Below are 13,202 nucleotides of genomic sequence, written 5' to 3' on the forward strand. Positions count from 1 at the left end.
CTTTCCGCGGCTTTGCCGCTGGTTGCGTTGCGGTGTTGGGTGCGCCGCGCCCGTCAGCAGTAGGAGACGAGCATTTCGGTGAATGCGAGGATGGTCAGCGACTGTCCGTACGGCATGGCCGCGCGTTCGATGCCGCGGTAGTAGTCGAGGTCGCCGCCCATGCCGGTGCCGATCGAGACGTTGTTCACCTCCCCGTGCTCCCCGATCTGCCCGATGAGCCCGCCGACGGCCCGGTAGGCCATGCCGAGGTACCGTTCGGACAGGTATCCGTGGTGGATGGCCCGGAGCACGCCGTAGGCGATGCCCGCGGTGCCGGACGATTCGAGGTAGGAGCCTTCGTCGTCGATGAGCGTGTGCCACAGGCCACTGTCGCTCTGGTATTCGGAGAGGGCCGCGACCTGCTCCTCGAGCACGGCGGTGAGCCAGCGGCGCAGCGAGTCGTCGGCGTCGAGGCGGAGGATGTCGATGATTTCGGGGATCGCCATCGTGGCCCAGCAGTTGCCGCGCGCCCAGTGCGCGCCGACGAAGTTGTGCCGTCCGTCGAAGGTCCAGCCGTGGAACCACAGCCCGGTGGCGTTGTCCATCAGGTATTTGACGTGGATTTCGAACTGGTATCTGGCCTCTTCGACGTATGCCCGGTTGCCCAGCAGCATGCCGATCTTGGCCAGCGGCAGCACGCTCATGACGAGCGTGTCGGCCCACAGCTGGTTGTGGTGCGGCTCGCCGAGGGTGACGTGCTGCAGGCCGTGGCCTTCGGTGCGCGGCATGTCGCGGTACACCCAGCGCGCCCACTGTTCGAGGTAGGGTCTGAGCCTGGGGTCGCCGGTGCGTTCGTACAGGTAGGCCATGGCGAGCAGCGGGGCCATCGTGTTGACGTTTTTGGAGGGCGTTCCCTGGGCGAAGGCGCGGTCGTACCATTGTTCGACGGCGTCGAGCGCGGACCGCGAGCCGGTGATCTCCCAGTTGCGGTACAGGCCGTACAGGCCGATGCCCTGCGGCCAGTTCCACACGTTCCAGCTTTTGTCGTCGATGACGACGTCGCCCACCGTCCACAGTCCGTCGCCGTCGGACACGATGGCGACGAGATTGTCGGACATGGCGTCGATCAGCCCGAGCAGCCGATCGCGCGTGGCCGGCATCGGTGGAGTGTCCATGATTCCTCGTTCCTTGAGTTCGTGGGTGTTGGTTCGGCATAGGTCGCGTCCGCGGTCGTTGCGTCCGTCGTTTCCGTTCCTGTTGCCATTCTACAACAGTTTCCACAAATATGGAAATCATCCTGCAATAATCTGCATTACTATGCAATCAGTTTGCATTATCCCGTCACGCATCGCCGTACCGGCGTATCGCCGCCGCGATCGCGTCGCCCTTGGTCTCCTCGGTCATCACCGGCAGGTACGGACGGTACCGTTCGACGATGTGTAGCGCGTCCCCGACGCGCATCACGCCGTCGCCGATATCGCACATGTCCAGTTCCAGCCGTCCCGGCACCGGACGGAAGTCCTTGAGATGCATCGCGACGATATGCTCGCCGAACGTCGCGAACGCCTCGTCGATCAGGTCGATCTGCGATCCGTACGTCACGCCGTCGATGAGCACGGACGGGTCGAGCACGATGCCCATCCACGGCGAGTCGACGTCGGCGATGAGCCGGCGCACGGTCGCCAGATCGTGGATCGGATGGTTGCGTCCCGGTTCGATGCCGACGATCGTGCCATACCGTTCGCCGGCGGCGACGAGGCGGCGGATCACGCCGAGCGCGTCCTGGTACGCACCTTCGGTGAAGTTCGCCTCGGTGTACACGCCGAGCGTTTCGAGCACCGAGCCGGTTTCGCTGGCCACCACGGGCGCGCCGAAGTGGCGCGCGTGGCGCAGGTACGCCTCGAACCGGCGCAGCAGCGGCTCGCGTACGGACGGATCGGGGTGGATCATGTTGATGTAGCAGCTGAGCACGGCGATCCGCACGCCCCGCTCGCCGAGCACGCGGCGGAAGTACATGCCCATGCCGGGGTTGATCTCCTTCTCGCCCGCCGGCAGGTCGGGGAACAGCGCGTTCAGCGCGAACTGCACGTTGTGCGCGCCCGTCGCCGCGATGGCGCGGGCCAGCCCCTCAGGCGTGCCGTCGAACGTCACGTCATGCCCTCTGACTCCGAAGTTGATCATATGCCGCCCCTTTCCTACGCGTTCCGTGTCTGCGACGCCGTCGTCCATGTACACGTCCCCACGCTATCCGCGCCCGCCCCACAGGCCGAATTTGTTGCCGCCAATTCCATTCGCCGCCCCATTTCCCGCAAAACGCAGCAAACCGCGGCGCAAAGCCACGCGGCCAGGACGCCCCGCCACTCCCCCACGAATTCGCCGCAGCAAGTCACCCTGTGCCGTTCGCCGTGCTGAAGGAGCATCAGGACGAGCTCTCCCCGCTGTTCAACGCCAGCTGACGGCACGTGGCGGAAAACGCGACGATGATGGGCGTCGGTGACAGCGTTTGCTTGACGGTTGGTAGTTAAGACACGCCGAGGACGCATGCCACTGTGAGCGCTCCCATCGGCAGATGGGGCCGATCCAGCGACGGAACGTGCGGTAAACATACGGAAAACGCCCCTCAACGTCGCACAGAATGGTTATGCTTTCCTTGTCTTCACTAGCCCGGACCAATGATCAAAGGAGAACCATGACCACGCTCGCCGTCGATATCGGAGGAACCAAGATCGCCGCTGCCGTCTGCGATGAAAACGATGCCATCATCCAGCGCTGGCGCGTGCCCACGCCGATGGACGCGGACGCGATCAACGACAACATCGCCAAGGTCTACCGCGAGGCCGTCGCCGCCGGCCACAAGATCGAGGCCATCGGCATCTCCGCCGCCGGCAACGTCGGCGCCGACCGCCGTACGCTCACCTTCGCGGCCAACATCCCCGCATGGGTCAACTACGATCTGTCCGAACACGTCGGCAAGCTCATCGACCACGAGGTACCGGTCGTCGTCGAGAACGACGCGAACTGCGCCGGCTGGGGCGAGTACGTGCACGGCGCCGGCCAGGGCAGCTCGAACATGGTCGCGCTCACCGTCGGCACCGGCCTGGGCGGCGCGATCGTGATCAACGGCCAGCTGTTCCGCGGCTCGTTCGGCATGGCCGCCGAGATCGGCCACCTGCCGATGGTCCCGGACGGCGATCACTGCGGCTGCGGCCTGCGCGGCTGCGCCGAGCGCTACACGTCCGGCACCTCGCTCGAGAACTTCGCCAAGTCGGCCGTGCGCCGTCGCCCGCAGGATGCCAAGCGTCTGCTGGAGCTGTGCGGCGGCGACATCAACAAGCTCGAGGGCCCGATGGTCTCGCAGGCGGCGCAGGAGGGCGACGTGCTCGGCCTGTACGCCTTCGGCAAGATCGGCGAATGGCTCGGCCGCACGATGGCCGCCACCGCGGCCGTGCTCGACCCGGACCTGTTCGTGATCGGCGGCGGCGTGGTGGCCGTCGGCGACATCCTGCTCGAGCCGGCCCGCTACAACTACGAGCGCTTCCTCGAGGGCAGCGCCTACCGCGGACACGCGAAGATCGTCGCCGCCACCGCCGGCCAGGACGCCGGCCTGATCGGCGCCGCGAACCTCGCCCTGCGCTGACCCTGCGCCGACGCGGCCACAGAACGCAACATCGATGAGGTCCCTCCCCGAAACTTCGGGAAGGGACCTCATCGTATATGAACGGTCTTTGACGTTACGCGACGGTGAAGCGCACCGCCTTGAGATCGTCGCGGCGCGACGAGTGGCCGATCAGCAGCTCGAACTCGCCCGGCTCGACGGTGCGGTCGGCGTTCGGATCGACGATCGTGCAGTCGGCGACGGGGATGTCGAACGCGACGGTCGCGCTTTCGCCCGGCTCGAGCGTGACGCGACGGAACGACTTGAGTTCGCGGTCGGTCCAGCTGTACGAGGTCACGACGTCGCTCACGTACGCCTGCACGACTTCCGTGCCGGCACGCTTGCCGGTGTTGGTCAGCGTGATCTCGGCGTGCACGGTGTCGGTTTCGGCGAACGTGCCGTCGTCGTGCGACGCGCCGGACGTGATCGTCGGCTCGCCGTACGCGAACGTCGTGTAGCCCAGGCCCTCGCCGAACGCGAACGCCGGGTCCTGCGTGAGGTCGGCGTAGCGGTTGCCGTGCTGGCCGCGGATCTGGTTGTAGTAGACCGGCAGCTGGCCGGCGTGGCGCGGGAACGTGATCGGAAGCCTGCCGGACGGGTCGGTGACGCCGAGGATGATCTCGGCGATCGCACGGCCGCCCTGCATGCCCGGGCTGGGCGCCCACAGGATCGAACCGGCACCGACGGCGGGATCGTTGCAGCGCTTGGCGAACACGTCGTTCGCGCCGACGATGCTCGCCGGCAGGATCTGCGGCTTGGAGCTGATGAGCACGGTGACGAGCGGCTTGCCGGTTTCGCGGGAGACTTCCGCGAGCGCGTCGAGCAGCGCGTTCTGGCCGCCCTGCAAGTCGAGCGTGGCAGTGGAGCAGGTTTCGCCGATCAGCTGCACCACGTCGCCGACGACGGCGACGATCAGGTCGGACCGCCTTGCGTTGGCCACGGCCTCGTCGATGAGCGTCTGGTCGACGGGCGCGTTGACGGCGACCTTCGGGCGCGGCTGGCCGTCGGGATAGAACTCGCCGTCCGGATCGGGAACGAGGTCGACGACGTTCGCGCCGCGCGAGTAGACGACGTCGCAGCCGTCGCCGGCGAGCTCGCGCAGTCCGTCGAGCACGGTGGTGATCATCTCGCGCGGCTGGCCGTCGGGCATCCAGTTGACCTGGCCGGAGCTGCCGGCCCAGTCGCCGAGCTGGGTCTGGGCGTCGTCGGCGAGCGGGCCGACCACGGCGATGCGCTTCGCGCCGGCCGCAGTGAACGGCAGCGAACCGTCGTTGCGCAGCAGCGCGACCGATTCGCGGGCCAGCTCGAGGTTGAGCCGCTGATGTTCGGCCGAGCCGATCACCGTCTTGATGCGCTCGGGATCGGGCAGGCGCGGATCCTCGAACAGGCCGAGGCGGAACTTGACGGCGAGGATGCGCGCGACCGCCTCGTCGATCAGCGATTCGTCGAGCAGGCCGGTACGCACGGCCTCGATCGCGCCGTCGTAGAACTGCGGCGTGGTCATGACCAGATCGTTGCCGGCCTTGACCGCGTCGGCGGCCGCATGCGTGTAGTCGGGCTTGACCTTCTGCTCCCAGACGGAGCGTCCGACGTTGTCCCAGTCGGTGATGAGCATGCCGCAGTAACCCCATGCGCCGCGCAGCTTGTCGCTCAGCAGCCACTTGTTGAACGTGACCGGCACGCCTTCGATCGACTCGTAGCCGAGCATGAACGTGCCGCAGCCTTCCTTGGCGACGCGTTCGAACGGCGGCAGGAACCAGGATTCGAGCTTGCGGTGCGACAGGTCGGCCTCGGAGGCGTCGCGGCCGCCCTGCGTTTCGGAGTAGCCGGCGAAATGCTTGGCGCAGGCGAGGATCGCGTCCTTGGGCAGTTTTTCGCCGGCCTTGGCGCCGCCCTGATACCCCTTGACGATCGCGGAGGCGAGCTCGCCGATCAGGTACGGGTCCTCGCCGAACGTCTCGCCGACGCGGCCCCAGCGGGTGTCTCGACCGATGCACAGGACCGGGGAGAACGTCCAGTGCACGCCGGTGCAGGAGACCTCTTCGGCGGTGGCGCGGCCCATCGCCTCGATCTTGTCCGGATCCCAGCTGACGGCCATGCCGAGCTGTTCGGGGAAGATCGTGCCGCCCGGCCAGAACGAGTAGCCGTGGATGCAGTCGTCGCCGATGACCAGCGGGATGCCGAGGCGGGTCTTGCCGTTGACCAGTTCGACCGCGCGCGGCAGGTCCTCGGGGCTGGTGTGCAGGATGGAGCCGACGTGCCTGTTGACGATCAGGTCCTCCAGATCGCCGCTGCGCGCGTCGAGCTGCATCATCTGGCCGACCTTCTCCTCGAGCGTCATGCGGCCGATCAGGTCGGCGATGCGCTCGGCGTCGGGCAGGTCGGGGTTCTTGTAGGGCAGGGTTGCGGCGGTGTCGCTCATGGATGCCTCGCTTTCTTCGATGAAATCGGACGATGACCTTTAGTTACCAATTGGTATTTTAGAGCCATCGCCGTCGCGACACACCGAAGCGACGATGCCGTGGCGCATATCGTGCGTGGCGGTTTTCTCCCACTAAGACACCCCCAGCAAGAGATATCCGCCACGCACGCCAACCCATCAGGCGTGCGGCGGGCGAGATCCGTCAGCGCACGCGGGCGGCGTACTCCCGCAGCATGAACTCGGTGACCGCCTTGCCGGCCTCCCCCAGCAGCATCGGCATCGAGTTGATCGGCATGGTCTTGAGGAACATGCGCATCATCGCGTTGTCCGGCAGCTTGGGCAGGTCGCCGCGCTCCCCCGCCTCGGCCACGGCCTCGACGATCGACGACCCCACCGGATCCGCGGCCCATTCGCCGTACGCGGACCATTCGGTCAGCGGCAGACTCTTGCCGTCGCCGTCCAGCGTCACCGACGCCGTCGCGGCGATGTCGCGCGAGCTCGTGCCGACCTCGATCGCGTAGTCGCCGGCTTCGACGTGCCAGTCGTCGAACCGTTCGGACCAGTAGGCGAACGCACGTTCGTCCAGGTCGATCGCAACGCGCGCCGACTCGCCACCGGCAAGGCGTACCTTCGCGAATCCCTTGAGCTCATGCCGCGGGCGGGCCACGTCGGACGCGCCGGGCGCGACGTACACCTGCACGGTCTCGGCCGCGGTCACGTCGGACGTGTTGGTCACGGTCACGCTCACGCGGGCCGTGTTCGCGCCGGTCCTGTCCACCGTGACGTCGCCGATCGCGAACGTCGCGTAGCTCAGTCCGTAGCCGAACGGATAGTCGACCGGCCTGCCGTACGTGTCGTAGTAGCGGTAGCCGACGAACACGCCCTCGCCGTAGTCAACGTGGCCCTCCTCGCCGGGCCAGTTGATCATGCTCGGATCGTCGGCGATGTTCAGCGGGATGGTCTGCGCGAGCTTGCCGGACGGGCTGACATCGCCGAACACGATGTCGGCGAGCGCCGCGCCGCCGGCCTGTCCGAGCAGCCACGATTCGAGGATCGCCTTGGCGTCGGCCGCCCACGGCGCGACGGAGACGACGGATCCGTTGGACAGCACGACGATGACGTTCGGGTTGGCTTCGGCGACGCGGCGCAGCAGTGCGGTCTGCTTGGCCGGCAGGTCGAGATGTTCGCGGTCGAAGCCTTCGGATTCGGCGGCTTCCGGCAGCCCGAGGAACATGAGCACCGTGTCGGCGGCGCGCGCGGCGTCCACGGCCTGCGATTCGAGCGCGGGGTCGGCCGGTTCGAGGTCGAGCGTGAAGCCGGGCGCGAACGTGGCCGCGACGCCGCGTTCGTCGAGCGCGTCGAGGAACGAGGTCATCGTCGTGGGCGTGATGTGCGACGAGCCGCCGCCCTGATAGCGCGGGGTGCGCGCGAATTCGCCGATGACGGCGAGCCTGCGTTCGCCGGCGGCGATGGCGTGCGCGTCGAGCGGCAGTGTCGCGTCGTCGTTCTTGAGCATGACGATCGATTCGGCTGCGGCGCGGCGGGCGACGTCGTGGTGGCGGGCGGCGTCGAAGCGGTATCCGTCGACGTTCATGGCGGCGCGGGTCTTGTCGACGAGGTCGATCATGCCCTGGGCCATGCGATCCAGCTGCGCCGGTTCGATGCGTCCGTCGCGCACGGCGTGGACGATCTGGTCGTCGGTGCCGGACGGCGGCATTTCGAGGTTGAGGCCGGCGTTGAGGGATGCCACGCGGTCGTGGTCGGCGCCCCAGTCGGACATGACGATGCCCTCGAAGCCCCATTCGCCGCGCAGCACGTCGGTCAAAAGCCAGTGGTTCTGCGCGGAGTGGACGCCGTTGATCCGGTTGTAGGAGCACATGATGGTCCACGGCTGCGCGGTCTTGACGATGTGTTCGAAGGCCGGCAGGTAGATCTCGCGCAGGGCGCGCTGCGAGATGCGCGCGTCGACGCGCAGACGGTCGGTCTCCTGGTTGTTGGCGGCGAAGTGCTTGAGCGAGGTGCCCACGCCCTTCGACTGCACGCCTTCGACGATGCCGACGGCCTCATGGCCGGCCAGATACGGGTCCTCCGACCAGTATTCGAAGCAGCGGCCGCCGAGCGGGTTGCGTTTGATGTTCACGCCGGGTCCCAGGATCACGGCGACCTTCTCCTGGATGCATTCCTCGGCCATCGCCTCGCCGACCTCGCGGATGAGCGCGGGGTTCCACGAGCTGGACAGGCCGGCGGCCGGCGGGAAGCAGGTGGCGGGCACGGATGCGTTGAGGTCGGTCTCGCCGGTGCTGGCGGCGAGGGATTTGCGCAGGCCGTGCGGACCGTCGGTGATCATGTAGCCGGGGATGCCTTTGGATTCGACGCCCTGCAGGTGCCATGCGTCGCCGCCGGAGGTCAGGGACGCCTTCTCCTCGAGGGTGAGGTCCCGGACGGTCGGATGGGTTTCGACGGTATCGTTCATGATGTCCTCCGTTTCTCGGATCGTCGTTTCGTCGTGCCGGCGGCGGCCCGCCGCGATGCGGGCGGCCGCCGGCCTGTCCCGTCGTCCGTCAGTCCAGCACGAACGTGTTGAACGAGCGCGGCGCGAGCGTCACCTTGAGTCCGCGGTTCGGGTCGGCCGGGTCGGCGAACTCGAACGGCATCTCGTAGTCGAGCGCGTTCTGCACGACCACGGCCAGCGAACCGCTCGGGTTGCGGAACGCGATGCCCATCGAGTTGAAGTGGCCGGTCGTGCCGAGCACCTTCGCGCCGGGGCGCACGTACTTGGAGAAGTGCCTCATGACATAGTATTCGGGGTTGCGGCGCACCTCGTGCGTGTCGGCGGTGATGGTGAACAGCGAGTTCTGCCACCAGCCCCAGGTCGAATCCTGGTCGTCGAGGATCATGTTCCAGTACACGTATGCGGTGGCGCCGTTCCTGAGGTAGTGGTTGATCAGGTGGAACACGTATTCGGCGTACTCCCACGTGTTCTGGCCGTCGCCGCATTCGGATTCGGACTGGATGAGGTCGATCTCCGGCCACGATTCGTGCGTGCGCGCGATGCAGTTCTGGCCGGCCCACTGGTAGGCGATGCCCTTGATGTAACGGCGGGCGCCCTCGTCGAAGAGGATGTTGTCGACGAAACGGTTGTAGTTGTTGAGCTTCATGCCGTAGCCGCCGCCGGTCCACGCCATGTCCTCGGGGCCGTTGAGCGTGCCCAGCCAGATGTCGGTGTCGAGTCCGGCCTCGTCGAAGGCTGGTCCGAGGTAGTCGCGGATGAACTCCTTGAGCGCGTCGGAGTCCCACAGGGCGCTGGGGAACTTCTGGTCGGCGAACACCTCGTTCTGCACGTGCAGCTGGTTGACGGCGATGCCGTGCTTCGCGTACTCCTCGACGTAGCGTACGAGGTACTTCGCGTACGCCTTGAGGTTTTCCGGCGTGCGCACAAGACGGCCGTAGTTGTACGCCTTGGGGCGCTTCATCCACGTCGGCGGGCTCCACGGCGAGGAGAACAGGCGCATGTCCGGCTGCCATTCCTGCGCGCGGTGGATGTACGGGATGAGGGTCTGCTCGTCGCGTTCGACGGAGAAGTGCTCCATGTCGTAGTCGCCTTCGACCTCGTCGTAGCTGTACCAGTGGTCGGCGAAGTCGTTGGCGGCGACGGGCGCGCGGTTGAACGTGAAGTTCATCTCCTCAGGGTCGAACAGCTCCTTGATGATCTGGTCGCGTTCGGCTTCGGTGACGGTCTGCAGCGGCAGCCAGCCGAGTTCGTTGAAGCAGCCGCCGAATCCGCGCAGCGACTGGTATTCGCTGCCGTCAAGCGCGAGATCGGGGGCGGCGACGGCTCCGGTGGCGACGATGTCGGCGCTGCGGTCGACGAGCTTGGCGTCCGGGGTGGTGGAGATCCATGTGGTCATGATCGGCTCCTTGGTTTGGTTTCCGGCCGCGTGTCCGGCTGTGGTTCGCGCGGTCGATCGGTTGGATGATCGGTTGGATGATTGGATGACTGATTGATGTCGTTGGATGACTGGATGACTGGATGACTGGATGACTGATCGGTTGCGATCGGTTGCGTTTACTTGACGCCCTTGATCATCATGATGAACACGCAGCCGAGCAGCGCGAACACGATGGAGATCGGGAAGGCGGCCGCATAGCCGAGGGTCACGGTGATCACGCTCATGAGCACCGGGCCGAGCATCTGGCCGAGCGTGGTGGCGAGGTTGAGCACGCCGAGGTCCTTGCCGGCCTCCTCCTTGTTCGGCAGCACGTCCACGTTGAGCGCCTGGTCGACGGACGAGTACACACCGTAGCCGAGGCCGGCGATGCCGGCGTACAGGAACATGCCGGTGGTGGTGGGCATGATCCACGGCATGGCCATGCCGACGGCGAACAGGACGGACGCGGCGATCACCGGCAGCTTGCGGCGGCCGATCACGTCGGAGATCGGGCCGGCCACCACGGAGCCGCCCAGCGAGACGATCATCGTGATCAGCGACATCGTCGCCATCGCGGCGCCCGCGGCCGCATCGTCCAGACCGACGTACTTCTGGAAGATCAGCAGCTGGTAGACCGTGATCATCTGGTAGCTCAGCAGCATGCACAGGCGGCCCGCGAACGCCTTGTAGAAGTCATGCGCGGTGGAGAACTTCGGCGGGATGAAGCTGCGCAGCACGTCGGACGGCTTGCCTTCGTCCTTGGGCAGGAAGTCGGCCGAGGCCTCCTTGGGAACGATGATCACGGCCACGATGCCGCCGAGGAACATGAGCACGCCGGCCAGCACGAACCCGGGGAACGGGTTGAGGATGAACGCGGAGCCGATCAGCGTGCCGATCGGCGCGCCGCACGTCTGGCCCGCGCCGAAGAACGCGGACATCGTGCCGCGCACGTTGACCGGGATGCGGTCGGAGATCATCGCGACCAGCGGCGCGATCATCGCGTTCAGGCCGAACATGCACAGGCAATAGATGATGGTGATCGCCACCGGATTCGTCACCATGCCCGTCAGGAACAGGGTCACGCCGCCCAGGATCGCGCCGAGCACGATGAACGGGGTGCGACGCCCCCACTTGGAGCGCGAACGGTCCGACAGGGTGCCGAACAGCAGGTTCGAGGCCAGCGAGGCGAGCGCGGTGCACGCGTTGATCACGCCGGTCAGACCCTCCACGTCCGGTCCGAAGATGGACTGCAGGTGCTTGGTCAGCAGCACGGCCGACACGATGGCCAGGCCGCTCATCCACAGCAGGCCGAACACGAGGAAGCCCGCGCCGAAGCGGAACAGCGTGGCCTTGTCCATCGTCCTGCCGGTTTCCGGCGACAGCGTCGCATCCTTCTCGGCGGCCGCGATATTGGCGTTGTATGCCGCAAGCCGTTCGCTTGCGGAAGTTGCCGTGGTACCACTCATCGTTGAACCTTCTTGTCTGCTCTGACTTATATCTAATGTTTATTAGATATAAGAGATGATAGCGCCCCGGCGACGCTTTTGTCAACTCGATATCTAACGATCGTTAGTTAGTGATAAACCGCGTATTTCCAACGTTTTTAGAGACATCAAACATAGCATCGGCGTGTCGCACAGTCATATCGATCAGTCGGTAGACAAAGACGGCCGTCAGCGATAGTTGTCCCACGTCGGCGAGGGAAACAGCAGCATCTCGAACGCCAGCCATTCGTCGTACAGGTCGACCGGCGGCCGGCGCAGCCAGCGTAGCTGCACGCCGTCCATCGCCTCGAGGCAACGGCGGACCAGCGGCTTCATGGACTCCTCCCACGAGCCGACCTGCGGCGGCAGGCACCACTGGAACCGCGAGTAATAGTCCCATGCCGCCTCGCCTCGGCAGTCGAAGTAGTCGTACAGCGGATGGTCCGGGCTCAACGATTCGGCCTCCAGCCTCATGTACATCTGGACCTGCTCGCGGCGCTGCGAGTTGTACCGCACCAGATAGCGCAGGTAGGACGGGAACAGCAGCCGGTCGGGATCGCTGCCCGGCAGGCCGGAACGCATGAAATCCTCCGGCGTGCCGTGCGTGTCGTAGCCGTCGGCGATCAGCATCGACAGCAGCCCCTCCTTGTTGCCGATGTAATGCAACAGTCCGGGCTGGCTCATGTTCACCGCATCCGCGATGTCCTTGAGCGACGTGCCGTAATACCCCCGCTCCCCGATCAGCCGCACCGTGGCCCGGGTGATTTCCGCACGCCTGTCCTCGGGGCTCTTGCGCACCCTCTTCTGCTTGGTTTCCGTCATGGCAGTTCAGTATATCGAATGGCCATTCGATATGCCAACGGCAGGGCTCAGACCCGCGCAACCACCCGGGTCAGCGGACCGTCCCGTCACGGTCCGACTCGTCACGGACCGACTCGACGACTCGGCAGCCACCCAGCCGCACATGGCTCGACGACCCGGCTCAGCGATACCCGTCCCACACCGGCGACGGGAAGATCGCCGTCTCCAGTCCGGCCCATTCCTCGTTGAGGTCGATCTCCGGCCCGCGAAGCCACCGCAGCTGCACGCCGTCCATGATCTCCATCGCACGCCGCACGATGGGCCGCATGCCCTCGTCCCAGCCGCCGATCTCGGGCGGGATGTTCCAGTCGAACGACGAGTAATACTCCCAGATCTCGTTCTGCCGCCCCGCGAATTCGTCGTGCAGCGGATGCGCGGGATTGAACGACTCGACCTGCAGCATGGAGAACAGCTGCACCAGCATGCGCCGGCGCGAGTTGTAGCGCACCAGGAACCGCAGGTACGCGGGAAAACGCAGGTCGTCGGGCGTGGAGCCCGGCAGGCCGGAGTCCATGAATTCGTCGATGTTGCCGGTGGCGTTGTAGTTGTCGCGGTACACCATCGCAAGCAGGTTGTCCTTGCTGCCGATGTAGCGCAGCACGCCCTGCTTGGTGACGCCCACCTCGTCGGCGACGTCCTGGATCGAAATACCGTTGTAGCCACGTTCGGAGATCAGGCGGATCGCCGCGGCGAGGATCTCGCGACGGCGCTCCTCGGGGGCCTTGCGGACGCGCTTGGCCGGGGAAGTTTCAGTGGACATAACAGTCCAGTGTAGTGCGTGCCGCCGCTCGCCGGCGCCGCCATCGCCGCGTCGAGCCCCTCACTTCCCAACTTCGGCCTGTTCCGAAGGGCATCTTGCAGTTCTAGGTCAT

The 13,202-nt window shown here is 66.1% G+C and carries 9 protein-coding genes; 1 reads left to right on the forward strand and 8 read right to left on the reverse strand.

Annotated elements, in window-relative coordinates; translation table 11 throughout:
* Window positions 1-53: 53 nt before the first annotated feature.
* Together bglB and JS533_RS08200 are read right to left on the reverse strand one after the other, a co-directional pair.
* On the reverse strand, window positions 54-1,154 hold the full coding sequence (gene bglB, locus JS533_RS08195) for a beta-galactosidase BglB (RefSeq protein WP_241513940.1): 1,101 nt from the start codon (window positions 1,152-1,154) through the stop codon (window positions 54-56).
* A 166-nt stretch (window positions 1,155-1,320) separates the two neighbouring features.
* Window positions 1,321-2,160: a sugar phosphate isomerase/epimerase family protein gene (locus tag JS533_RS08200; protein ID WP_241513941.1), complete on the reverse strand. Its 840-nt coding sequence runs from the start codon at window positions 2,158-2,160 to the stop codon at window positions 1,321-1,323.
* Window positions 2,161-2,668: 508 nt separating this feature from the next.
* Here JS533_RS08200 and JS533_RS08205 point away from each other — a divergent pair.
* Entirely contained in the window at window positions 2,669-3,616 is a 948-nt protein-coding gene (locus JS533_RS08205) for an ROK family glucokinase (protein WP_241513942.1), read from the forward strand.
* A 94-nt stretch (window positions 3,617-3,710) separates the two neighbouring features.
* Here the strand turns inward: JS533_RS08205 and JS533_RS08210 are convergent, their stop codons facing one another.
* From JS533_RS08210 to JS533_RS08235, 6 genes are all read right to left on the reverse strand, one after another.
* Window positions 3,711-6,056: a glycoside hydrolase family 3 N-terminal domain-containing protein gene (locus tag JS533_RS08210; RefSeq protein ID WP_241513943.1), complete on the reverse strand. Its 2,346-nt coding sequence runs from the start codon at window positions 6,054-6,056 to the stop codon at window positions 3,711-3,713.
* Window positions 6,057-6,258: 202 nt separating this feature from the next.
* On the reverse strand, window positions 6,259-8,529 hold the full coding sequence (locus JS533_RS08215; protein WP_241513944.1) for an exo-alpha-(1->6)-L-arabinopyranosidase: 2,271 nt from the start codon (window positions 8,527-8,529) through the stop codon (window positions 6,259-6,261).
* An 88-nt stretch (window positions 8,530-8,617) separates the two neighbouring features.
* On the reverse strand, window positions 8,618-9,964 hold the full coding sequence (locus tag JS533_RS08220; RefSeq protein WP_241513945.1) for a glycoside hydrolase family 30 protein: 1,347 nt from the start codon (window positions 9,962-9,964) through the stop codon (window positions 8,618-8,620).
* Window positions 9,965-10,122: 158 nt separating this feature from the next.
* Window positions 10,123-11,451, reverse strand: coding sequence for an MFS transporter (locus JS533_RS08225; protein WP_241513946.1), 1,329 nt, complete (start codon window positions 11,449-11,451; stop codon window positions 10,123-10,125).
* A 207-nt stretch (window positions 11,452-11,658) separates the two neighbouring features.
* The gene (locus JS533_RS08230; protein WP_241513947.1) at window positions 11,659-12,291 is read right to left on the reverse strand and encodes a TetR/AcrR family transcriptional regulator; all 633 of its coding nucleotides are present in this window, start codon (window positions 12,289-12,291) and stop codon (window positions 11,659-11,661) included.
* Window positions 12,292-12,451: 160 nt separating this feature from the next.
* Window positions 12,452-13,090 carry a TetR/AcrR family transcriptional regulator gene (locus tag JS533_RS08235; protein WP_241513948.1) on the reverse strand — a complete coding sequence of 213 codons (639 nt, stop codon included), beginning with the start codon at window positions 13,088-13,090 and terminating at the stop codon, window positions 12,452-12,454.
* Window positions 13,091-13,202 lie beyond the last annotated feature (112 nt).

Source organism: Bifidobacterium amazonense (genome assembly GCF_018555435.2).
GTDB lineage: Bacteria > Actinomycetota > Actinomycetes > Actinomycetales > Bifidobacteriaceae > Bifidobacterium > Bifidobacterium amazonense.

What these genes read in the sequence shown, in the direction of transcription:
- bglB (WP_241513940.1), bottom strand. Translation starts at nt 1,154, where the DNA reads ATGGACACTCCACCGATGCCGGCCACGCGCGATCGGCTGCTCGGGCTG.
- JS533_RS08200 (WP_241513941.1), bottom strand. Translation starts at nt 2,160, where the DNA reads ATGATCAACTTCGGAGTCAGAGGGCATGACGTGACGTTCGACGGCACG.
- JS533_RS08205 (WP_241513942.1), top strand. Translation starts at nt 2,669, where the DNA reads ATGACCACGCTCGCCGTCGATATCGGAGGAACCAAGATCGCCGCTGCC.
- JS533_RS08210 (WP_241513943.1), bottom strand. Translation starts at nt 6,056, where the DNA reads ATGAGCGACACCGCCGCAACCCTGCCCTACAAGAACCCCGACCTGCCC.
- JS533_RS08215 (WP_241513944.1), bottom strand. Translation starts at nt 8,529, where the DNA reads ATGAACGATACCGTCGAAACCCATCCGACCGTCCGGGACCTCACCCTC.
- JS533_RS08220 (WP_241513945.1), bottom strand. Translation starts at nt 9,964, where the DNA reads ATGACCACATGGATCTCCACCACCCCGGACGCCAAGCTCGTCGACCGC.
- JS533_RS08225 (WP_241513946.1), bottom strand. Translation starts at nt 11,451, where the DNA reads ATGAGTGGTACCACGGCAACTTCCGCAAGCGAACGGCTTGCGGCATAC.
- JS533_RS08230 (WP_241513947.1), bottom strand. Translation starts at nt 12,291, where the DNA reads ATGACGGAAACCAAGCAGAAGAGGGTGCGCAAGAGCCCCGAGGACAGG.
- JS533_RS08235 (WP_241513948.1), bottom strand. Translation starts at nt 13,090, where the DNA reads ATGTCCACTGAAACTTCCCCGGCCAAGCGCGTCCGCAAGGCCCCCGAG.